Here is a 21697-nt window from a genome sequence, read left to right as displayed (position 1 = left end):
TGCAAAAAGGCCGGGAAGGGAAACCTTCCCGGCCTTTTTCATTCCAGATTGGCGCGGGTATAGCATTCCACCACCACCGCCAGCGGCGCGCCGTCCGGCAGGACCAGCCGCGCGCGGTGCGACAGCGCGGTGCCTGCCGGGCAGCCATAGGCAGCCCCGCGCGCTTCGCCCAGTCGCTGCCGGGTAAAGCGCAGCGCCGCTACGGCCTTGCCGAACGGGGTGCTGGTGGTGTCGAGCGTTGTGTTCATCTCTGGCGTCAGGCGCGCGCGCGCGTACCAGTTGTGCGCCTGTGACAGCACTTTGCCACCGCAGCTCAGCCGGACGTGGCGATAGCCGAGTGCCGATCCTTTCGGCAGGGCCAGCAGCGCCGGAATTTCGGCGGGCACCACCCGCTCTCCGCCCAGCACCGGCGCGGCGGTGATCTCTGCCGGATCGGCCAGGTGCCGCATGGCGCACCATTGGCCCAATGCAGCAGTGGCGCTGTCCTGCGCGGCCAGGGTGGAGCGGAAGCTGGCGAGGGGACTTGGCGCGCAGGCGGCGGTGAGCAGCAGCAGCGCGGCGGCCGCTCTAGATCCCACCCGGCACAGCCTCACGCCCCAGCGCGCGGATGCCGTTGGCGATCAGGTCCAGGCATTCGTCAATCACCGCAGCATCGGTCGATCGCACAACAAAGTTCGCGCCGACTTTGCCCTCGCGGAAAAACGGGTAGGACCCGATAGAAACGCCTTCGTGCGTCCGCTCGGTCTCGCGCAGCAGGTCCGCCATTTCGGTTTCGCCGATCCAGGCTCCCACAGTTCCGGCCAGCAGCGGCAGGCCGCCTTCGAGTGTGCCGGTCAGCGCATCGAGCATCCCCGCGGTAATCGCGGGCACCCCGGCCATGATGAAGACATTGCCGGCCTTGATCCCCGGCGCGCCGGACATGCGGTTTTCGATCAGGTCTGCCCCCGCAGGGACGCGCGCCATGCGCAGCCGCGCCTCGGTCAATCCGCCACGGGTGGTGTAATAGCTTTCCAGCACCGCGCGCGCCTTGGGGTGGATTTCCACCTCCACGCCCAGTGCTGCCGCGATCGCATCGACGGTGATGTCATCGTGGGTCGGGCCGATCCCGCCGGTAGTGAACAGATAGTCGTTGCGCGCGCGCAGCGTGTTCACCGCCTCGACAATCGCGTCCATCACATCGGGCACCACCCGCACTTCGCGCAGGCGGATGCCTTGCACGTTCAGCCACGATGCCACCTGGGCAATGTTCTTGTCCTGCGTGCGGCCAGAGAGGATTTCATCCCCGATGACAATCAGCGCGGCGGTCCAGATGCGGGATTCGGTCATGGCTCGACGCTAGGTTGGAGCGCGGGCTTCGACAAGCGCCGATCAGGCCCTGACCAGCTCCTTCACCCGCGTGAACTCCATCACCCCGTCGTCGATCGGGGCCTGGCGCATGTCCATGCGGTCCTTGCGGTATTCCTGGTTGAGCCGCCACGGCATGCTGGGCCCGTTGCGCGGCATGATGTCCTTGCCGCGGGCAAGATAGCCCGAGGTGAAATCGCCAAACACGTCTTCCGGGGTCAGCGCGGCATCATCAGGCAACACGGGCGTTGCCGCGACCGCGCCATAGACATCCATCTGCCGCAGCAGCCGGGTGATATATTCGCCAATGATGTCCACCCGCAGCGTCCAGCTGGCGTTGATATAGCCAAACACGCCCGCCAGGTTCGGCACGCCCGAGAACATGCAGTTGCGGTAATAGAAGGTCTTGGAAAAATCGACCGGCTTGCCATCCACGGCAACCGCGATCTTGCCCGCAATGGCCAGGTTCAGCCCGGTGGCAGTCACGATCACGTCCGCATCCAGATGCTTGCCCGATTTCAGCTTGATCCCGGTGGCGTCAAAACTGTCGATGTGGTCGGTCACCACGCTGGCCTTGCCCTGGTTGACCGCTGCAAAAAAGTCAGCATCGGGCACCAGGCACAGCCGCTGGTCCCACGGGTTGTAGGGCGGCACGAAATCGGTTTCGTTGAACTTGTCCCCCAGCAGGTCACGCACTCCGCCGATCAGAAAGTCCTTGGACTTTTCAGGGTGATTGCGCACCCGCTTGAACATCATGTCCTGCATGGTGATGTTCTTGAACCGGGTGATGGCATAGGCCACTTTTTCCGGCAGGACCTTGCGCAGGAAATTGGCGATCCCGTCCTTGGCCGGACGGCTGACCATATAGGTTGGCGTGCGCTGCAGCTGGGTAACGTGGGCCGCGCCCGAATGGGCCATAGCCGGAACGATCGTTACTGCCGTTGCACCCGAACCGATCACCACCACGTTTTTGCCGGTATGGTCGAAATCCTTGGGCCAGAACTGCGGGTGGATCACCGTGCCCTTGAACTTGTCGCGGCCCTTGAACCCGGCGTCATAGGGATCGTCATAATCGTAATAGCCCGAACCCAGGAACAGGAACCGGCCCAGCACGCGCTGGCGGGTGCCATCGCCGCTTTCGGTCACCACGGTCCAGCGCGCGTCCTTGCTGTCCCAATCGGCGGAAACCACCTTTTGCCCGAACCGCATCTTGCCGCGCAGGTCATACTCGTCGGTGATCGCGTCCAGATATTCCAGAATCGCCGGGCCATCCGCGATCGATTTTTCATGCTTCCACGGGGCAAAGGCAAAGCCCAGCGTGTGCATGTCGCTATCGCTGCGGATGCCGGGATAGCGGAACAGATCCCAGGTGCCGCCCACCTGATCACGCCGATCCAGGATCGCCACGCTTTTTTCCGGGCATTCCTTGGCCATGTGCACCGCCATGCCGATGCCCGAAATCCCTGCGCCGACAATTACCATGTCCAGCACTTCATCGATTGGCGTGATTGCGTTCATCCGCATCGTCTCCCGTTCCGGGCGCTTACACCCGTGTCAGTATTTAACCGGCTGCTTAAGCGATTCCATTCGCCATTGCCAGCATCATGCCGCTTTGGCAGTGACACGCAATGACGATTGTTGCCGCGCGCCGCTATTCCGGTGGGAAGATTACTGATGCCGGGCTGAAGCTCGACGGAACCCTGCGCGAAGCCTTGCCGCCGCACAGCTTTGACTGGGTCGGCCTGGCGGAACCGGACGCGGAAGAGATGGAGCTGGTCCGCAGCCAGTTCGGCCTGCATCCGTTGGCGGTAGAAGATGCGCTGACACCCACCCAGATGCCCAAAGTGGAAGTCTATGGTCCGCAGCTGTTCATCGTTGTGCGAACTGCCGACATGACCAATGGCGAGAACATCGAATATGGCCAGACCGCGCTGTTCCTGGGCCGCGATTTCATCGTCAGCGTGCGGTTCGGTTCCAGCCGCGCCCACAGCGATCTGCGCACCCGGCTGGAAAGCAATGACCAGCGGCTGGCCGAAGGGCCGGACTATGTTGCCCATGCGATCCTCGACTTCGTGGTCGATGGCTACATTCCGATCCTGGAAAAGCTGGAAAGCGCGGTGCTGGGGATCGAGGAACGTGCGATCGATGCCTTTCCCGATCCGATTACGATCCGCCGGATCTTTCGCCTGCGCCGCCAGCTGCGCCGGTTCCTGCGCGTGGTCGGCCCAACCGATGAGATGTGCGAAAAGCTGGTGCTGCACGATTACCCGGCAATCGATCCATCGGCGCGGGTCTGGTTCCGCGACGTGCTGGACCATGTCCGGCGGGCGCTGCGCCGGGTGGGCGGCCTGATCGAAACACTGGCCAGCGTGGTCGAAACCGCATCAATGCTGGAACAGCACCGGCAGGGCCAGATGACCAGGCAATTGGCCGCCTGGGCCGCGATCCTGGCCGTGCCCACCGCGATTGCCGGGATTTACGGGATGAATTTCGATTACATGCCCGAACTGCACCACAAATGGGGTTACCCGGTAGTGCTGACCGCCATTTTCGCGATCTGCGGCGGGCTGTTCTGGCGATTCAAGCGGATCGGGTGGTTATAGGCAATCGCGCGATTTTCCTACACGGAGCGAACCTGATATATGGGCGGTGCTCTTTGACAATTGAATATCAGCCTTTGGCTGCGTCCGGCGGTTTTTGATCACCAAAACCGCAAAAGTGTCACCTTTTCTGGCCTAAGTAACGGAAAAGACAGGCTTAAACACCCGGACAGGGTGTAACCTTGTTGATCCGGGCAAGCCATTGAAAACATGCGCTTTCCCTGCCGGAACGCGCACCGGGTGTCACCTTGCTGTCCGCCTTGTGATCGGACTTAGGGCCGCCCCACGCTGGAATAGGCGAACCCCTTGGCCCGCACTTCCGCCGGATCATAGACATTGCGCAGGTCCACCAGAACCGGCGCATTCATCGCTGCCTTGACCCGCGCCAGGTCGAGCGCGCGGAAGGCGTCCCATTCGGTCACGATCACGGTCGCGTCCGCACCTTCGATCGCGGCATAGGCGCTGTCGCACATCGCCACTTGCGGCATCAGCGGCCTGGCCAGATCCATCCCTTCGGGATCATAGGCCGTAACTTCGACCCCGGCATCGACCAGCGTCTGGGCAATCGCGATCGACGGGCTGTCGCGCATGTCGTCGGTCTGCGGTTTGAACGTCAGGCCCAGCAGCGCCGCCTTTTTGCCGCGCGCCGCTTCGATCCCGCCCAGCGCTTCGATCACCTTGCGGCCCATCGCGCGCTTGCGGGCATCGTTGACCTTGACCACCGCCTCGACGATCCGGGTCGGCGCTTCATAGTCCTCGGCGGTCTTGAGCAGGGCGAGCGTGTCCTTGGGGAAGCACGATCCGCCATAGCCCGGCCCGGCGTGGAGGAACTTTGCCCCGATCCGCCCGTCCATGCCGATCCCGCGCGACACGTCCTGCACGTCCGCGCCAACCTTTTCGCACAAGTCCGCCATTTCGTTGATGAAAGTGATCTTGACCGCCAGAAAGGCATTGGCGGCGTATTTGATCAGCTCGCTCGACCGGCGGGCGGTGAACAGGATCGGCGCCTTGTTGAGGAACAGCGGGCGATAGACCTCGGTCATCACGCTGCGCGCCCATTCATCATCGGTGCCGATCACGATCCGGTCAGGCCGCTTGAAATCGCCGATCGCCGCGCCTTCGCGCAGGAATTCGGGGTTGGAGGCCACCGCGAATTTCACCTTCAGCCCGGCTTCGGACAGGATCCGTTCAACCTCGTCCCCGGTGCCGACGGGCACGGTGCTCTTGGTCACGATCACGGCGTCATTGACCAAGGTCTGACCGATCTCTTCTGCCACGGCATAGACATAGGACAGGTCGGCATGGCCATCGCCGCGGCGGCTGGGGGTGCCCACCGCGATGAAGATTGCGGCGGCTCCGGCGATCCCTTCGGCCAGATCGGTGGTAAAGCTCAGCCGCCCGGACTTGGCGTTGGAGGTTACCAGTTCGGCCAGTCCAGGCTCATAGATCGGCATTACGCCACGCTGCAGGCTTTCGATCTTGGCCGGATCCTTGTCGATGCAGACAACATCGTGCCCGAAATCGGCAAAACAGGCCCCCGAAACCAGCCCGACATAGCCCGAACCGACCATCGCGATCTTCATCTACAAGCTCCTTTGCGTGACGCGGATCGCGCCGTTTTCGTCGCGGGCCTCGATCAGCCAGCGGTCTTCGCCTTGCAATCCCAGTGCGGTCAGGCAGCCGGTACGATAGGCCCCGGTATCGATCCCGATCCGGTTGGCCCGCACTTGCGGTGCGGGATCAATGGTGTGGCCGTGGACCACCACCGGGCCGAAGCTGGCGGTGTGGCTCAGAAAGGGTTCGCGGATCCAGCGCAGGTCCGAGACGGCCTGATCCGGAATCGCCACATCGGGCCGGATCCCGGCATGGACGAACAGGTAATCACCCAGCTCGATCCGGTCCTCAAACGAACGAATGAAATCCACATCCGCCGCCGGGATCGCCGCCTGCATCAGCGCGATCGTTTCGGCCAGGTCAGAGCGGGTATATTCCTCGGGATCGATCGGATAGCTCAGCACGGTTTCCTTGCCGCCAAAGCGCAGGAAGTGGCGCAGCACCTCTTCCTTTTCCAACGCATCAAGGAACATCTCTTCGTGATTGCCCATCAGCACCCGCACGGTGCGGCGCTGGCCCCAGGCGCGGGCAAGGGCGATCACTCCGGCGCTGTCCGGACCGCGATCGATCAAGTCACCCAGCAGGATCACGCTGGTATCGGCGGTGCCGCGCGCGGCATCATCGGCATCGATCGCGTCGCAAAGCGTGGTGAACAGATCAAGCCGGCCATGCACATCGCCCATCGCATAGGCACGCGATCCGGCCGGAAGGGCAGGGCGCGGGCCGTTATCGGCAGAGGAGAAGAGCTTGCGCAGCTTGGAAAACATGACCTGATCCGTTGCCGCCGCGCTATAGCCGCAGGGCGCTTAACGAACAATGCACCGCGCGCCAGGCGTTGCCGGAAAACCACACAATGCCGTGTTTACGCAATCGAGATGCGAATTTGCTCTTGTGCAGCGCAACAAAAATGTGCTGCAACGCACCTGTCCTTGGTGATCGCTTCCAAAAAACGAGAGGCGGCACGTTGGGCGCAGGTGGGACGAAGCACAACCAACCGCAAGGAAGATTGCCATGCTCACGTCCGTCCGCAGCAAGATTGCTGCTACTCTTTTCGCCGGCTGCATGCTCGCAGCCACCCCGGCCTTCGCGGATGAAACCGATCCGCCGTCCGAATTCACCGTGACCGGCAGTGCCACACTCGCCACCGACTATCGCTTCCGCGGCCTGTCGCTGAGCGCGGGCGACATGGCAGTGCAAGGGACGATCAACGTCAACCACGCCAGCGGCTTCTATGTCGGTGCCTGGGGCTCGAACCTTGAAGATTCCGCCGTTTACGGCAACATGGAACTTGACGTTTACGGCGGCTGGACCGGCGCGGTCGCCGATGGGCTGACTGCCGATGTCGGCCTGCTCTATTACGTCTATCCCAACGGCAAGGTTGGCGATGCCAACGTCATGGAACCCTATGCCTCGCTGACCAAGACGCTGGGTCCGGCTTCGGCCAAGGTCGGCGTGGCCTATGCCTGGAAGCAGGATTCGCTGGGCGGGGATGACAACCTGTACCTCTACACCGACTGGACCCTGGGCGTTCCCGAAACGCCGATCAGCGTCTCGGCCCACCTTGGCTACACCGACGGCGCACTGTCGCCCAAGTTGCTGACCGGCAAAAGCACCGATGGCGGGTTCGATTACTCGCTGGGTGCCAGCTACGCGATTACCAAGAACCTGTCGCTGGGCGTCAGCTACATCGGGGTTGATGGCAATTCGATCAGCAGCTTCTCGAACGATGCCGTGGTCGGCACGCTCAAGGCCTCGTTCTAAGGCCTAACCAGCTTCCTGCATTCACCGGGTGCATGGCGCGGCCCGCTTCGGCAAAACCGGAGCGGGCCGTTTGGCGTTTCAGCGCAGCGAGAATTCGACCGTGGTGACCACCCGGACCTTCTTGTAGGGCGTGCTCCCCGCGCCCCAACCGCCGCCGCTTTCGTCACCGCTGGCCGCGTCACGATCGAGGATCGAGAAATAGCCCTGGGTCGCGCTACGGATCGCACCTACGGAAGTGCCGCTGTCCTTGGCGAACTGTTCGGCCGAGGCGCGGGCATCCTTGGTGGCGGCGGCGATCATCTCAGGCTTGATCGCATTGAGCCGGGTAAAGCTGTAATTGATCGCCGACCCGTCCTCCAGCTCCACCCCGGCGCGGACCAGATCGAACTGGCGCTTGGCTGCATCCTGCGCGCGCTTGATGTCCTGGGTGCGCAAGGTCATGCGCTGGCGAACGGTCACTTTGGGACTGCCGTTTTCGGTAAAGGTCGAAACGTTGACCCCCACCGGCTGCAATTCGCCCACCGGAAAGCCGGCCTCCTTGAAGAAGGCCCGGATTGCGGCGGCATCGCGGTCGGCATCGGCCTGGGCGCTCGTCAGGTCCGGCGCGCTGGCCGAAAAGCTGAGCGACCAGACGGCGAGATCGGCGGTCACGTCCTTTTCCGCCAGCCCCCGCACAGTCACCGCGCGGTCCGCCTCACGCGCGCGGACCAGACCGTTGCCGAGGAGATAGCCGCCCACGATCAGGCCCACGGTCAGCACCCCGGCCGTGGCCAGCCAGCGGCGGTTTTCCGGATCACGCCAGAATTGGGTGGCTAATTCGGGTTCATCCTGCGTAGAATCGGACATGGCCAATCTCCCTGCGATGGGCAGGGGATGCGCTCCCTATGCTGTCTGCACGATGAACCGTGCAATTTTATCGATGAGTTGAATATGACCCAATTTCTCCATTCGATGATCCGGATCACCGACCCCGATGCGACGATCGCCTTCTTCAAACTGATCGGCGTGAACGAGGTGCGCCGCTTCGAAAGCGCGCAGGGCCGCTTCACCCTGATCTTCCTCGCCGCGCCGGGCGGGGAAGGGGTGGCCGAGGTTGAGCTGACCTACAACTGGCCGCCCGAGGACGGCGCGGGCGAGGTCTATACCGGCGGCCGCAATTTCGGCCACCTCGCCTACCGGGTGGACAACATCTATGAAACCTGCGCCGCGCTGCTGGCCGCGGGCCACGTGATCCACCGCCCCCCGCGCGACGGGCACATGGCCTTCGTCAAGACGCCGGACGGGATCTCGGTGGAACTGCTCCAGGATGGCCACCTCCCGCCGCAGGAACCCTGGGCCAGCATGGAGAATGTCGGCAGCTGGTAGGGAAAGAAAGCCCCATCCTCTTTAGAGGAGGGGGTTGGGGGTGGTGCGGTTCTCAGGCGAAAGTGCCGTGCCGCCACCACCCCCCGACCCCCTCCTCTGAAGAGGAGGGGGAGATAGAGCCGCTTACCGCCGCGCCCCGCGCAGCACCACATAGCCCGCCAAGGCCGACAACACCGACCCCGCCAGCACCCCCAGCTTGGCCTGCTCCACCAGCTCCGGCGCGTCGGGGAAGGCGAGCTGGCCGATAAACAGGCTCATCGTAAAGCCGATCCCGCACAGCAGCGCCAGGCCCCAGACCTGCCTCCATGTCGCACCCGTGGGCCGCTCGGCCCAGCCAGTGCGCGCCGCCAGCCAGACCGCGCCAAAGATGCCCGCCTGCTTGCCCAGCACCAGCCCCAGCGCGACCCCCAGCGGCAGAGCCGAAATCAGCCCCTGCGGCCCGATCCCGGCCAAGGCCACCCCGGCATTGGCAAAGCCGAACAGCGGCACGATCAGATAGGCGCTGAGCGGCGCCAGCGCATGCTCCATCCGCAGCAGCGGACTGTCGCCGCGCTGATCAAGCTGCAGCGGCACGCACAGCGCGGCCAGCACGCCCGCCACCGTCGCGTGAACCCCCGATTGCAGCACTGCATACCACAGCCCTGCGCCCAGCAGCGCATAAGCCCAGCCGCTGCGCACCCCCGCCCGGTTGCAGATGGCCAGCACGGCCAGCACTGCCGCCGCCGCGCCCAGCCATTGCCCGTCGATCCCCCGGGTATAGGCCAGCGCGATAATCGCCACCGCCCCCAGATCATCGACAATCGCCACCGTCAGCAGGAACAGCCGCAGCGATGCCGGCACGCGCGGGCCGAGCAAGGCCAGCACCCCCAGCGCAAAGGCAATGTCCGTCGCCGCCGGAATCGCCCAACCGGGCTGCAAAGCCGGATCGCCCCTTGTCACCGCCAGGAACACCAAGGCCGGAGCCACCATCCCGGCCCCCGCCGCCAGCACCGGCAACCGCCGCCGCGCCGGGCTGGACAGTTCCCCGTCCAGCACCTCACGCTTGATTTCCAGCCCGACCACAAAGAAGAACAGCGCCATCAGCGCGTCGTTGATCCACAGATGCAGCGTATTCAGCCTGGCCACCGGGCTCCACGGCAAGGCATCGTGGAACAGCGCGTGATAACCATGCGCCAACGGCGAATTCGCCGCCACCATCGCCGCCACGGCAACGGCGATCAGCAACAACCCGGCGCCACTCTCCCCATGGAACAGGCGAGCGAGGCGGGTGGCGAGGCGGGAGAGGGGGCGGTTTCGAGCAATCATCGAACCGGGAATCGACCAAATCTGCGCGGGAGGCAACCGCAATCGACGGGCCTGTTCGTTCACCCCAGCCGCTTGGCGATCGCCATATATCCCGTCGCGATGCGGGCCATGCGCAGGCCGATCAGCAGGCTGACGGCGGCGGCGATCAGGCACAGCAGGCCAAACCGGCGTTGCCCGCCAAAATCGCGTTGCAGTGCGGCCATGTTCACTTCGGGGGTCAGGTTGGGGTCCTTGATCGCCAGCGCTTCGGCGTGCGGCAAGGGCACGGTCAGATCGTTGGCGCGGACGAAGTTGATCAGCCCGCGCATGACATAGCGGTCTCGCAAGTCTTCCACTGTGGTCCAGCCACCTTGCATCGCGGCCAGTTCGGCGGCGGCCAACCGGGGATTGCTGTCTTCGCGTGCGTTCAGCGCCAGCAGGAAGCGGACCTTGTCCCGTTGCTGCGCGGTCAGCTCGTCGCGCAATTCCGCCGCCTGATTGGGATCAGAGCTGGTCCGCTGCCGATTGGTCGCGTCCTGCTCTGCTTTGATCAGTATGCTATATTCGGTGAGGTCACCCTGCAGATGCGCTGTGGCTGAACTGGCGGGCGGAAGCGACAGGTCATGCTCTGACGGGTTGACCGTTGGCATGATTGTCAGCACCGCCAACAGCACCAGAAACAGTGCGCCCAATTGGCGCTGGCGGGCCTGCCAGAGCATGTTGGCGATGCGCATGCGCATGGCCAGCGTTGGATCGCTGGCCGGGACCGCATTGGCAAAGCCGTGTTCGGGGAACAAACGCCTGATCATCCCAGTTGCTTGACGCGGGCTTGATAGAGGTTGGCGATCCGCGCCATCCGGGTTCCAGCGATCAGAATGGCCAGCGCGGCCAGGGCCAGTCCGGCAGCGGCGATCAACGCCGTGGTTTCCCCCAATGTCGGCTTGGCATCGCGGATAAAGGTTCGGGCGCGAGGCAGCGCATTTGCGGCAAGTTTTTCGGCCTGGCGCAGTGGCATGGTCAGATCGTTGGCGCGCACGAATTCCACCAGCCCGCGCATCACGGTTGCGTCAGACCGGTTGGCGCTTGCCCAATGTTTCTGCATCGCAGCCAGTTCTGCCGCGACCTTGCGTGGATCACCGTTGCCGCGTGCGATCTGGGCCTGAATATAGCGGACCATGTCCTGTTCGGCCGGGTCCAATCGGGTTGCTGAGCCGTTGAAGCCGCCAAATTCCAGCGCGCCGCCGGTGTTGCGGGCCTGCTGCGTGGCGGTCAGCAATTCGACCCGGTGCGGCGCCTCATCGGGAACCTGGATCCAGTCGGAGTCGACAGGAGGCAACGAAGCATCATGCTCAGCAACACTGAATGTCGGCAGGACCAGGAAAATGGCAGCGATCGCGATCAGCACCGCGCCGATCTGCCGCTGGCGGGCATGCCAGATCATGTCGGCAATCCGTTTGCGCATTGCAAAGGTCGCATCGCCGGTCTGGATCTGGCCGGGCAGGCCGGTAAAGAACAGAGGCTTAAGCGAGGGCTCCATCAAGGCTCCCTGGCTGGCGGCGGCGGTTCGAACTGGTCTCGATCGTCGTGGCAAAGCGGTGGAGGGCGCTGCGGCGCTGGCCCAGCATGCGGTTCAGCGCGAACGCGAACAGCGCGGCAGCGGCGGCAATGGACAGCAGCGCGGCCCGTGATCGCCGGGCAAACGTGCGGGGAGCGGCATTGCCGCCCATCGCGGCCAGGCGGGCTTGCTGCGCAGGTGAAAGCTGTTCGGCAGCCTCTGCGGCCATAAAGCCCAGCCGGGCGCGGTCGGCCCGCAACCGTGGATGCCAAGCGCCTTCGATGGCGGCGAGTTCGCGAACCATCGCCTGCGGCTGGTGGTCGATCCAGGCGGCTTGTGCGCGGACATAATGGTATTGGTCGCGCCCGATTGCATCGCCTTGCTCGGCGGGAAGCATGGCGGCGCCTGCCGGAGTGGTGATTTTGAGCTGGTTCTGCGCGCTGAAATCAAACTCGCCGACAACAGTGGTGATCAAGACCAAAGGTGGAAACACCAACAGCAGTCCGCCCATCGCTCCGAAAAAGCTGGTGATCCAGGTGAAAACACCGCCAGCACTGCCGCTGAAGACCCGGCGGCGGTAAACGAACCGGGTCATCGCCCAGATCAGGATCCACGGCGTCAGCAGGGTGATCCCGCCGATCATGGCCGCGCAGACGCGGGCGAAGCGGGCCTGCCAGTTGTCGAGATCGGCCTTGGTCTTTACCCAATCCTGCAAGGGGCCCAGCACTGCCAGATTGATCATGATCCCCAGCACGATCCCCTGACCCGGGGAAAGCAGCGCGCGATGGGCATAGTCGACCGTGGTGGGCACCTGATCGGTAATCAGCCGCAACGGCAGCACGACTTTATCTGCAAAGCCCAGCGCAAAGCCGGTATCGCGTTTCACCAGCATCAGCGCGGCAATGCCCAGTCCGACAGCGGTCAGACCGGCATGGATCGTCAGGCGCTGCAGGAACGCGATCCGATCTTCCAGCGCGGCGATCCGGGCGGTGTAGGTCTGGGGCAGCATGACGGACGCCGGGTGCGGCGATCAGGCCTTGGGCAGGATAGTCTGCACGGCTGCGGCGGCGCTTGCCCCCAGCATTTCCTGACGCAGTACGCCCAGTTCCACCAACGCCTTTTGCCGCATCGTCGCGCCGTCCAGATTCGCCTGGCGAACGTCGGTCAGGGTCTTGACGATGTTCTGGTGGACTGTCCGCAGCGTTTCGACGTCGATCACCAGCCGCTGGTTGGCCTTGGCTGTGGACACCGCGTTCTGGTGAAGCAGTTCGCTGTTGCGGACCATGAAATAGTTGGTCGCATCGTCGATATCGTTGGCCAGCTTGACCGCGTCGCGCTGTTCGTTGAGCGCCAGCGCCATCATGAACGCCCGCTTCCAGGCCGGAACGGTAAGGTTGCGGATGGTTTGGAACTTTTCGATCAGGACCATGTTGTTGGCCTGGATCATGCGGATCATCGGCAAGGTTTGCAGCGCGCTGTGGCGCAGCACTTCCAGATCGGCGGCGCGCTTGTCGAGAGCGACCCGGCTGGATTCCAGCGCGGCGCGCTGTTCAGCCACCACCGGATCGTTGCCGGTCAGCGCGGCCAGTTCGCCGCCCAGCGCTTCCAGCCGCAGCTTGGCGGCCGCTTCGTGCAGGGCCAGCTTGTGGTATTCATCCTCGACCCCACTGTAGAGCACGTCCAGCGTGGCAGCGCGTTCGGTCAAGCGACGTTCGGCGGTTTCGACGTCGGTCATCAGCTTTTCGACCTGCCCTTCAAGGCTGGTGAACTGTGCGACGGCGCGGGCCTTGGTGCGGGCGACCCCGGCGATTACCGGGCCCAGCAGCGGCACGCGCGCCCATTTGTTGTCGAAACTGTCGATATCGAAGCTGCGCGCGGCGACGACCACTTCGTTGAGCTTGCCGCCCATCTCGTCAAGATCGCCGGACCGCGCCTGGCTCAGCAGGCTGTCGGAATAGTCGCGCGCGGTCTTGCCGATCTCCTGACCGAACCCGGCCACGGTCAGCGGCGAGGTAACGTCGATCATCGCGGCCAGAGCTTGCGCCTCTGCCATATCGACCATGCCTTGCGGCGCCGCGTCGTGCGGCTCGATCCTGGTCAGTGCACCCATGTTATGCCCCCTGTTTGTCCAGGCATTCGGCCAGCTCGGTGCTGGCTGCCTGGAAACGGTTGAGTTCCTGGTATTCTGCGGTGGATCCGCTCGCCGCCTGGGCGATGGCCAGCGCGTGCTGCTGCCAGGCCGGCAACAGCAGCTTGCGCAGTTCGCCGAACCGGTCGAGCTGCGCGGTGAGTGATTTGATCGTCAGGTCAAGCTGCGCCTCGCTCAGCCGGTTGGCGCTGCACATGGCTGCTAGGTTGGCCGCGCGGCGCTGAAACCGGGCGACGAATTCGTCCTGCGGGTTTTGCCCGCGCAGTAGCGCTTCGGCGGTGGTCAGCAGTTCCTCGTGGCGGGGCGCAAGCTGCGTCAGCCGCGTGCGCTCGCCGTGCAGAGTTTCCAGCATCGCCTGCGCTCGCCGGGCGGCGGTATAGGCGGCGTCGATTTGCTGCGAGACGAAGTGCGCAGCCAGATCGAATTCGATCCGCGCCTGCAAGTCGGCCCCGGTCAGCCGGTCGAGCCAGCCGAACTTGCGGGTCAGTCGCTCGAAACTGAGTTTGCGCAGCGAATCGACCAGCGCGGCCATGGAATCACCCAGTTCGTTGCCGACGATCTGGTCCTGCAGCCGTTTGTCGAGCTCGAACGGGTTCACCGCCGCATCGAACGCGGCCAGGGTCTGGCCGTCGATGTGGTACAGCTCCGCTGTCGGAGCGGAAGCTGGCGTCGCGGCAGGTTGCGAAAGCGGCTGAGACATTGGCCCCGAGATAGGGCAACGTGCTTAAGAAGCGTTTAATCAGCTACTTGCTCGCGGGTCTACTCCGCTGCTTGGGCCATGGGATAAGGGAGCTTGCCTTCATAGATCAGCCCCTCGCTCTCGCTCTCGATATCGACCGCGCCGACCACGCCCAGCGCAGTGCGGGCTTCGGCGACGCTCAGGTGCCAGACGTCCTCGAACTTCGCCATCCACAGCGGCTCGCTCGCCCGGCCGATGGCGAGGCCGTGTTCGATGCACTGGATCACTTTGGGCCAGATCGCGGGGTAGTGCAGGACGGAGCGGGTGAGGATGCGGGTCATGCCGAAGATGGAGAGCAGGTTGAGCTCGCCGACCAGTTCTTCGTTCTGGACATAGCGGTGAATGTTGGACAGGCGCATCCAGTAGGGCAGCAATTCGCCCAGATAGTTGAACCCGCCGCCGCACAGGATGTGTTCGAAATCGTGGGTCTGCCCGGCGCGCATGTTGAAGAACTGGAACTGGGTCTTGGGCTGGGTCCAGGGGACGATCTGCAGGCCGTAATTGCCGGCTTTGCACGCGGCGTAGAGCGTGCCGCCGATGCTGTCTGCGGGCAGATCGGCCATGGCGTCGAGCTTGTAGCTGGAGACGAAGCCTTCACCGATCCACTGGTCCAGCCGGGGGTTGGTGCGGCGTTCTTCGGTGAACAGCGCCTCGATCCGGTCAAAATCGCGCAGTTCGTCAAGGATCGGCAGCAGCTCGTACATCTCGGCCGGGCCGGGGAAATCGAGCCCGCCCTTTTTGAGCTGCGAACGCGCGACCCAATCGCGCAGCTTGGGAGAATTGAGGTATTTGGACGAGGAGACCAGCACGCTGCTGATCGTCTGCTGCTGGTTCACACCCTGATACAGATAGGCATCGTCGGCCATTTTTACTCTCCCGCAAGAATCGCAGCCTTGCGCGGCTGGGACAATGCTGCATCATCCAAACGGGTGATGCCCCGTGCGCCGGGCCGTGCTGGCCTTGCCGGACAAGAATGGGAGAGGAACAGCCGTGGCGCAAGACATTTACCGGATCGGCGGGGGCGGCGGGTTCATGGTCGATTCGATCACTGCGGTGCCGCAATTGCTGGCCGCAGGCGTCGATGCAGTGATCATGGACTTTCTTGCCGAGGGCGCGATGGGCCTGTTCGGGCGGATGCGCGCCGCGGACCCGGGCAAGGGCTATGCCGGCGATTTCCTGACCCGCTACATCGGCCCGCATCTGGATGAGATCGCGCGGCGGGGGACGAAGATCGTCAGCAATGCAGGGGCGCTCAACCCCGGCGCTTTGGCCGCGCTGCTGCGTGAGGAGATTGCGCGGCGCGGGCTGGATCTGAAAGTTGCGGCGGTGACAGGCGATTGCCTGATGGAACGGGTGAGTGAATTTGCCGGGATCAAGGGGATCGAGGGCGAGGATGTGCTGCCCGAAAGCGGCGTCACCAGCATCAACGCCTACCTTGGCGGGTTTCCGATCGCGGCGGCGCTGGCGGGCGGGGCTGATATTGTCGTGACCGGGCGGGTGGTCGATTCCGCGCTGGCGCTGGGGCTGCTGATCCACCGATTTGGGTGGAAGGCAGAGCAATGGGATCTGATTGCTGCCGGAACGCTGGTGGGCCATCTGATCGAATGCGGGGCGCAGGCCACGGGCGGCACTTATACCGATTGGGATCAGGTCGAAGGCTGGGACTATATCGGCTTCCCGATCGCCGAGTGTCATGCCGACGGCACCTGCGTGATCACCAAGGGTGAAGGCACCGGCGGGCTGGTGACAGTGGGGACAGTGGCCGAACAGCTGCTGTATGAAACCAGCGATCCGCAGGCCTATATCGTGCCCGACGTGGTTTGCGATTTCACTTCGGTGACCATGACCCAGCAGGGCAAGGACCGGGTGCTGGTAACGGGGATGAAGGGCCATCCGCGCACCCCCACGCTGAAAGTCTGCGCGACCTTCGATTCCGGCTGGCGGGTCACCAGTTATCAGCCGGTGATCGGCCCGCGCGCGATTGCCAAGGCGAACAAGCAGGCGGAGGCGCATTTTGCGCGTGGGGCGGCGCTGCTGCGGGATCGCAACATGCCGGGGTTCCTCAGCAAGGACACGGTGCTGATCGGTGCGGGCGAAAGCGTCGGCGCGCGGGCGCCCGATCCTGACAGTGTGATGGAAGTGCTGCTGAAAATCAGCGCCGATTTCGAAAGCCAGCAGAGCGCGGGGATCTTTGCCTATGAACTGCACACGCAGCTGTGCGGGATGGCGCCGGGGACCAGCATCGTGCCGTTCGGCGGGATCGCCCCGGTGCTGCACATGGTCGCGTTCCTGATCCCGCGCGAAAGTGTGACGGCCCTGGTCGATCTGGACGGGTTCGCGCGGCCTTGCCCGGATCAGGGTCCGGCGGGAGTGCCACTGCTCATCGGCAGCCGCCCGCCCGCACCGCCTGCACCTGCTACCACCGGCACGCCGGTGCCGCTGGAACAGATCGCCTTCACCCGCAGCGGGGAAAAGGGCGAGACGGTCAACGTCGGCGTTATCGCCCGCAATCCGGCCCACTTGCCCGCGATCCGCGCCGCCTTGACCCCGGCGGCGCTGGCGCAGTGGTTCGCGCACCTGTTCGCCGATCCCGCCAAGGCCGAAATCACGATCTATGACTTGCCCGGAATCCACGCGATCAACGTGGTTCTGGGCGGGGCGCTGCCGGGCGGGATCAACGCCAGCACCCGGCTCGATTCCGCAGCCAAAAGCGTCGGCCAGCAGTTGCTGCCGTTCCCGATTGGGGTCTGAAATATCCGGTAAGTTGTGATCTTTTTACCATTTTGAATGTTGCGCGTTGCCACGCTCCGGCAAGGCGACTAGGCTTCCTATTCAAGAGGGTGCGGAACGGGGGCTCTCGCCAGAATGGATCAGGCTTTGATCGGGCAGTTGGTGTCTGCGCTTGCCATGTGCGAGCGTGAGCTGCTGATCTTTGCGGCATTCTGGTTTGTACTTGGTCTCGCCGATGAGCTGGCGATTGATCTTGCCTGGCTGTGGCTGCGGGCAACAGGCCGCGCGTCGACGCAGCGTTTGCCGCAAGGCTATGGCCGTGACCCCTTGTCCGGGCCGCTCGCTGTACTGATCCCGGCTTACCGCGAAGCAGGTGTGATTGCGACCACCATCGCGCATGCGCTGGATGCCTGGCCGCAGCGCGATTTGCGGCTTTATGTTGGATGCTATGCCAACGATGCCGCTACCCTTGCCGCTGCGATGGAGGGTGCTGGCTGCGATCCCCGCGTGCGGCTGGTGGTGCATGGTGCCAGGGGCCCAACCACCAAGGCCGATTGCCTCAACCGGCTCTACCGTGCGCTGTGCGATGACGAAGCGCGCAATGCCATGCGGTTTCGCGGGGTGCTGCTGCAGGACGCGGAAGACATGGTCCACCCTGCCGCCCTGCAAGCGATCGATGCGGCGTTGGGGGCGGTTGATTTTGTACAATTGCCGGTTCGCCCGGCGATCCAACCCCAGGCCCGCTGGATCGGCGGGCATTACGCAGATGAATTTACGGAAAGCCATGCCAAGGCGCTGGTCGTGCGCAATGCGCTTGGTGCACCGCTCCCGGCTGCTGGGGTCGGTTGCGGCTTTGCCCGCGGTGCGCTGCAACGGTTGGCTGAACGTCGCGGCGATGAAGCAAGCCATGGACCGTTCTCGCCCGAATGCCTGACTGAAGATTATGAATTGGGGATCGAACTGTCCCGTGAAGGGCGGGGCAGCGCCTTTCTGCGTTTGCGCGATGCGGATGGTGCACTGGTCGCAACCGGAAGCTATTTTCCCGCCACGCTTGACGCTGCCGTACGGCAGAAGACCCGCTGGGTGCACGGAATTGCCTTTCAGAGTTGGGACCGCCAAGGCTGGACATCGCGCCCGGTCGAATTGTGGATGGCGATCCGCGACCGGCGCGGTCCGCTGACGGCGCTGGTGCTCTGCGCAGCCTATCTGTTGCTCGCAATCGATGCAGTGCTGATGATCGCCGAAAGGGGCTTTGGCTATCACGCGGTTTTGCCACTGTCTGCGCCGGTCAAGGCGATGGTCGCGATCAGCTTTGCCGGGTTCATCTGGCGCGCTGTCAGCCGTGCCGCATTCACCGCGCGTGAATATGGTCCAGCCGAAGGCGTATTGGCGGTGCTTCGTATTCCGGTCGGCAATGTCATCGCGATCATGGCGGGACGCCGCGCGCTGGTCGCCTATCTGCGCTCGTTGGCCGGGGCGCGGGTGGTATGGGACAAGACCGAGCATGCGGCCCACCCGGCAAGTGCCCATGCCGCCGCGCTGCCGCTGCGCAGGGTCAACGCATGAAGCGCGTCGTCACCAGAGGTCAACCGGTGCTGAGCCTTGCGCTGTTGCTGGCAAGCTGGATTGGTGCGCGGGCGATGCTGCTTGAGGCTGCCGATACCAAACCCGGCGATGCCGCGCAGGTTCAAGCGGCTGTAAGCAGTTCAGTACCTGATCAGGGTGACAGTCTGGCGAACGCCGCAGCGCTCCCCTCCTCGGCAGGGCAGAACCTTGCGGCAAGGGAGTTGCTGGGCGCAGCACCCGTTGGAACCGCAGCGGCATCAACGCCCACCCCTGCATCATCCCCTGCCGCCGCTGATCTACCGCCAGTGGTGTTGGCACCGATTGCCGAACCCAGTCCGCGGGTCGATCCGATTGCTGAGCCAGAAGCGCCCAACCCGTTTCGCGGCAAGCCCCGGTTGGCGGGTGGGCACCAGCTGCTCTGGTTAGCCGCGCTGGCGCAATTGCCACTGCCGCCCGAGGCCACGCCTGAAGCTCGCGCGGCGCCGCCCAAGCCCAAACCCAAGGCGCAGGCGGATGGCGGGCGCTGGTCAGGTGACGCCTGGTTGCTGTTGCGCCGCGGCGGCAGCGGAGCAGGGCCGCTTGGCGGTGCTCCGGCCAGCTACGGTGCCAGCCAGGCAGGCGCGGTGATCCGGTATTCGCTTGCACCGGCGAGCTCACTGCGGCCCAAGGCGTACCTGCGGGTCAGCAGCGCGGCGCGCAGCCCGCATGATGAAGAGGCCGCTGCCGGACTCTCGCTTCGTCCGATCCCCGGTTTGCCGGTTGCCGCCATGGCCGAACTGCGCGTGACCCGGCTGGCCGGCGGCACAGTGCTGCGACCTGCCGCGATGCTGGTCAGTGAATTCGCCCCAGTGCCGCTGCCGGGACAGTTCAGGGCGGAAAGCTATGGCGCAGCGGGCTATGTTGGCGGAAAGTTTGCTACGCCTTTTGCCGATGGGCAGCTGCGGGTTGAGCGCCCGGTGGCGCGGTTCGGTCCGGCGGAATTGCGGGTAGGCGGCGGATTGTGGGGCGGGGTGCAAAAGGGCGCCAGTCGGCTCGATGCCGGGCCCGGGGCAACGCTTGGTTTCCCGCTGGGTGCCGGGGGTGGACGGCTTTCAGCGGATTGGCGGTTCCGTCTGGCGGGCAGCGCCGCACCGGACAACGGACCGGCTTTGACCATTTCCGCAGGTTTTTAGGCGCTTTCGCTTTCCCCGGGCGCCGCGCTGGGCTAGGCCAAATCGCTACATGGACGTCTATCTGCCCATCGCCAACCTGTCGGTGAACGGCCTGGTGATCGTCGCGCTTGGGGCGTTGACGGGGATCCTTTCAGGCATGTTTGGCGTGGGCGGCGGGTTCCTGACCACGCCCCTGATGATTTTCTATGGCATCCCCCCCACCGTTGCTGCTGCCAGCGCCGCCAGCCAGGTGACCGGAGCCAGCGTTTCAGGCGTTTTCGCGCACTCGAAGCGCAGCGGGGTCGATTACCAGATGGGCGGGGTCATGGTGGCGGGCGGGCTGATCGGAACCCTGCTGGGCGCCGGGCTGTTCCGGGTGCTGCAGGAGCTGGGGCAAATCGATGTGGTGATCAACGTGCTCTACGTTGTGCTGCTCGGCTCGATCGGCACGATCATGGCTCGCGAAAGCTGGCAGGCGTTGCAGGCCCAGAAGACCGGCGTATCGTTGCCCGCGCGCAAACGCCGCCACCACCCGATGGTCGCCAGTCTGCCGCTGCGCTGGCGGTTCTATCGCTCGGGGCTCTACATCTCGCCTCTTGCCCCGCTTTTGCTTGGGGTGTTTACCGGCATTCTCACGATGCTGATGGGGATCGGTGGCGGCTTCGTGCTGGTCCCGGCAATGCTTTATATCCTTGGGATGAGCGCCAACGTCGTAGTCGGGACGTCGCTGTTCCAGATCCTGTTCGTGACCATGGCCACAACCATGATGCATTCGCTGACCACCAAGGCGGTGGACATCGTGCTGGCGGTGCTGCTGCTGATCGGTTCGGTATCGGGTGCGCAGATCGGCGCGCAGCTGGCACAAAAGGTTCCGGCGGAGCGGCTGCGGTTCATCCTGGCGGCCATCGTGCTGGTGATCGCGGCGCGGATGGCGCTGGGGCTGGGCTGGCGCCCGGACGAGATTTACACGGTGACGCTGTTATGAGGGCTTTGCTGCTTCTTTTGGCGCTGCTGTTCCTCACCGGTGCGCGGGATCCAATTCTGGTTCCTGAGATTTCGCAGCACGAAGTGCAGGTGCGGCAGGGATTTCGCGGTGCGGAACTGTTGTTGTTCGGGGCAATCCTGACGCCGGAAGGTCAGCGCGCCGGCCAGGACTATGATATTGTCGTCGTGCTCAAGGGGCCAACCCAATCGATCACCTTGCGCGAAAAGCAGCGGATCGTCGGGATCTGGGTCAATGCCGCCAGCACCGAATTCCGCAGCGCACCCAGCTTTTTCGCAGTGGCCTCGTCCCGTCCGATTGAAAAAATGGTCGATGACAAGACCGCCGCGATTTACGAACTGGGGTTGAACTGGCTGCAGCTGTCCCCGGTGGGAGCTTATGATCCGAAAGAGCAGGCGCGGTTTTCCGCCGGGCTGGTTGATCTGATGCGCCGAAACGGGCTCTACAAGGATGATCCCAAGGGCGTGAAAGTGAGCGAGCAGGTGCTCTACCAGGCGCGTATTGCACTGCCATCCAGCGTTCAGATCGGCACTTATACGGCTGAAACCTTCGCGATCACCCGCGGCCGCGTGGTCGCTTCCGCGCTTAGCAGGGTAGAGGTGAAGAAGACCGGGTTTGAACGCGCCACAGCTGAATTCGCGGATGACTATGGCTTTTTCTATGGCCTGCTCGCCGTGGCGATCTCGGTGGCGATGGGCTTTTTGGCCGGGCGGCTGTTCGCGCTGGTTTAGTAAGCGGCTATGCCTATTTAAGCGATCTTAACCCGCCAAGCCTATGAACGTCTTTCAATTGGCCAAATGGCAGAAGGACGCTGGCGGGTAATGGATAACATCGGG

Annotated in this window: 21 protein-coding genes; 8 read left to right on the top strand and 13 right to left on the bottom strand. The window is 64.1% G+C overall.

What is annotated here, in order from left to right; all coding sequences use genetic code 11:
* Positions 1–38: 38 nt before the first annotated feature.
* Genes MNBBLIKP_RS16450 through MNBBLIKP_RS16440 form a run of 3 tightly spaced genes read right to left on the bottom strand, consistent with a single transcriptional unit; the run spans position 39 to position 2868 of the window.
* A complete protein-coding gene (locus MNBBLIKP_RS16450) occupies positions 39–578 on the bottom strand; it encodes a hypothetical protein (protein WP_140420636.1) in 540 nt (179 codons plus the stop codon).
* Positions 568–1326, bottom strand: coding sequence for a competence/damage-inducible protein A (locus tag MNBBLIKP_RS16445; RefSeq protein WP_088311363.1), 759 nt, complete (start codon positions 1324–1326; stop codon positions 568–570). The genes MNBBLIKP_RS16450 and MNBBLIKP_RS16445 overlap by 11 nt, the downstream gene beginning before the upstream one ends.
* A gap of 42 nt (positions 1327–1368) precedes the next feature.
* Positions 1369–2868: a flavin-containing monooxygenase gene (locus tag MNBBLIKP_RS16440; protein ID WP_441339291.1), complete on the bottom strand. Its 1500-nt coding sequence runs from the start codon at positions 2866–2868 to the stop codon at positions 1369–1371.
* A gap of 104 nt (positions 2869–2972) precedes the next feature.
* Between MNBBLIKP_RS16440 and MNBBLIKP_RS16435 the strand changes: the two genes are divergently transcribed.
* Positions 2973–3947, top strand: a complete 975-nt coding sequence (locus MNBBLIKP_RS16435) for a magnesium and cobalt transport protein CorA (protein ID WP_088311361.1) — start codon at positions 2973–2975, stop codon at positions 3945–3947.
* 269 nt (positions 3948–4216) lie between these two features.
* On the opposite strand, the gene MNBBLIKP_RS16430 is transcribed toward MNBBLIKP_RS16435, so the two are convergent.
* Both MNBBLIKP_RS16430 and MNBBLIKP_RS16425 read right to left on the bottom strand, forming a co-directional pair.
* Positions 4217–5527: a UDP-glucose dehydrogenase family protein gene (locus MNBBLIKP_RS16430; RefSeq protein ID WP_088311360.1), complete on the bottom strand. Its 1311-nt coding sequence runs from the start codon at positions 5525–5527 to the stop codon at positions 4217–4219.
* Positions 5528–6325: a metallophosphoesterase family protein gene (locus tag MNBBLIKP_RS16425; RefSeq protein WP_088311359.1), complete on the bottom strand. Its 798-nt coding sequence runs from the start codon at positions 6323–6325 to the stop codon at positions 5528–5530.
* Between the two features lie 295 nt (positions 6326–6620).
* Between MNBBLIKP_RS16425 and MNBBLIKP_RS16420 the strand changes: the two genes are divergently transcribed.
* Positions 6621–7319, top strand: coding sequence for a TorF family putative porin (locus MNBBLIKP_RS16420; protein ID WP_441339289.1), 699 nt, complete (start codon positions 6621–6623; stop codon positions 7317–7319).
* A 78-nt stretch (positions 7320–7397) separates the two neighbouring features.
* On the opposite strand, the gene MNBBLIKP_RS16415 is transcribed toward MNBBLIKP_RS16420, so the two are convergent.
* Positions 7398–8165, bottom strand: coding sequence for an SIMPL domain-containing protein (locus MNBBLIKP_RS16415; RefSeq protein ID WP_088311357.1), 768 nt, complete (start codon positions 8163–8165; stop codon positions 7398–7400).
* 84 nt (positions 8166–8249) lie between these two features.
* On the opposite strand from MNBBLIKP_RS16415, the gene MNBBLIKP_RS16410 reads away from it, so the two are divergent.
* On the top strand, positions 8250–8684 hold the full coding sequence (locus MNBBLIKP_RS16410; protein WP_088311356.1) for a VOC family protein: 435 nt from the start codon (positions 8250–8252) through the stop codon (positions 8682–8684).
* A 123-nt stretch (positions 8685–8807) separates the two neighbouring features.
* On the opposite strand, the gene nhaA is transcribed toward MNBBLIKP_RS16410, so the two are convergent.
* From nhaA to MNBBLIKP_RS16375, 7 genes are read right to left on the bottom strand one after another with little or no spacing between them, the layout of a single operon-like run.
* Positions 8808–9989, bottom strand: a complete 1182-nt coding sequence (nhaA, locus tag MNBBLIKP_RS16405; RefSeq protein ID WP_088311355.1) for a Na+/H+ antiporter NhaA — start codon at positions 9987–9989, stop codon at positions 8808–8810.
* A gap of 59 nt (positions 9990–10048) precedes the next feature.
* Positions 10049–10777: a hypothetical protein gene (locus MNBBLIKP_RS16400; RefSeq protein ID WP_088311354.1), complete on the bottom strand. Its 729-nt coding sequence runs from the start codon at positions 10775–10777 to the stop codon at positions 10049–10051.
* On the bottom strand, positions 10774–11505 hold the full coding sequence (locus MNBBLIKP_RS16395) for a hypothetical protein (RefSeq protein ID WP_088311353.1): 732 nt from the start codon (positions 11503–11505) through the stop codon (positions 10774–10776). The genes MNBBLIKP_RS16400 and MNBBLIKP_RS16395 overlap by 4 nt, the downstream gene beginning before the upstream one ends.
* Positions 11489–12532 carry a hypothetical protein gene (locus MNBBLIKP_RS16390; RefSeq protein WP_088311352.1) on the bottom strand — a complete coding sequence of 348 codons (1044 nt, stop codon included), beginning with the start codon at positions 12530–12532 and terminating at the stop codon, positions 11489–11491. Before MNBBLIKP_RS16390 ends, MNBBLIKP_RS16395 begins: the two co-directional genes overlap by 17 nt.
* Before the next feature lie 21 nt (positions 12533–12553).
* Positions 12554–13633, bottom strand: a complete 1080-nt coding sequence (locus MNBBLIKP_RS16385) for a toxic anion resistance protein (RefSeq protein ID WP_088311351.1) — start codon at positions 13631–13633, stop codon at positions 12554–12556.
* 1 nt (position 13634) lies between these two features.
* Positions 13635–14372 carry a hypothetical protein gene (locus MNBBLIKP_RS16380; protein WP_088311350.1) on the bottom strand — a complete coding sequence of 246 codons (738 nt, stop codon included), beginning with the start codon at positions 14370–14372 and terminating at the stop codon, positions 13635–13637.
* A 59-nt stretch (positions 14373–14431) separates the two neighbouring features.
* On the bottom strand, positions 14432–15277 hold the full coding sequence (locus MNBBLIKP_RS16375) for a hypothetical protein (protein ID WP_088311349.1): 846 nt from the start codon (positions 15275–15277) through the stop codon (positions 14432–14434).
* A gap of 124 nt (positions 15278–15401) precedes the next feature.
* Between MNBBLIKP_RS16375 and MNBBLIKP_RS16370 the strand changes: the two genes are divergently transcribed.
* The 5 genes from MNBBLIKP_RS16370 to MNBBLIKP_RS16350 all read left to right on the top strand — a co-directional run bounded on the left by MNBBLIKP_RS16370 (position 15402) and on the right by MNBBLIKP_RS16350 (position 21592).
* Complete coding sequence (locus MNBBLIKP_RS16370) at positions 15402–17162, top strand: acyclic terpene utilization AtuA family protein (RefSeq protein WP_254913093.1); 1761 nt, start codon at positions 15402–15404, stop codon at positions 17160–17162.
* Between the two features lie 141 nt (positions 17163–17303).
* Positions 17304–18707: a glycosyl transferase family protein gene (locus MNBBLIKP_RS16365; protein ID WP_254913092.1), complete on the top strand. Its 1404-nt coding sequence runs from the start codon at positions 17304–17306 to the stop codon at positions 18705–18707.
* The gene (locus MNBBLIKP_RS16360) at positions 18704–19879 is read left to right on the top strand and encodes a hypothetical protein (RefSeq protein ID WP_088311347.1); all 1176 of its coding nucleotides are present in this window, start codon (positions 18704–18706) and stop codon (positions 19877–19879) included. The genes MNBBLIKP_RS16365 and MNBBLIKP_RS16360 overlap by 4 nt, the downstream gene beginning before the upstream one ends.
* 49 nt (positions 19880–19928) lie before the next feature.
* A complete protein-coding gene (locus MNBBLIKP_RS16355) occupies positions 19929–20843 on the top strand; it encodes a sulfite exporter TauE/SafE family protein (protein WP_088311346.1) in 915 nt (304 codons plus the stop codon).
* Positions 20840–21592: a TIGR02186 family protein gene (locus MNBBLIKP_RS16350; RefSeq protein ID WP_088311345.1), complete on the top strand. Its 753-nt coding sequence runs from the start codon at positions 20840–20842 to the stop codon at positions 21590–21592. The genes MNBBLIKP_RS16355 and MNBBLIKP_RS16350 overlap by 4 nt, the downstream gene beginning before the upstream one ends.
* The last annotated feature ends 105 nt before the right edge of the window (positions 21593–21697 follow it).

This window comes from Novosphingobium sp. B 225, from assembly GCF_002198665.1.
GTDB lineage: Bacteria > Pseudomonadota > Alphaproteobacteria > Sphingomonadales > Sphingomonadaceae > Novosphingobium.
Note: the sequence above shows the minus strand (reverse complement) of the source record. Positions and strands in the feature narration are given on the sequence as shown.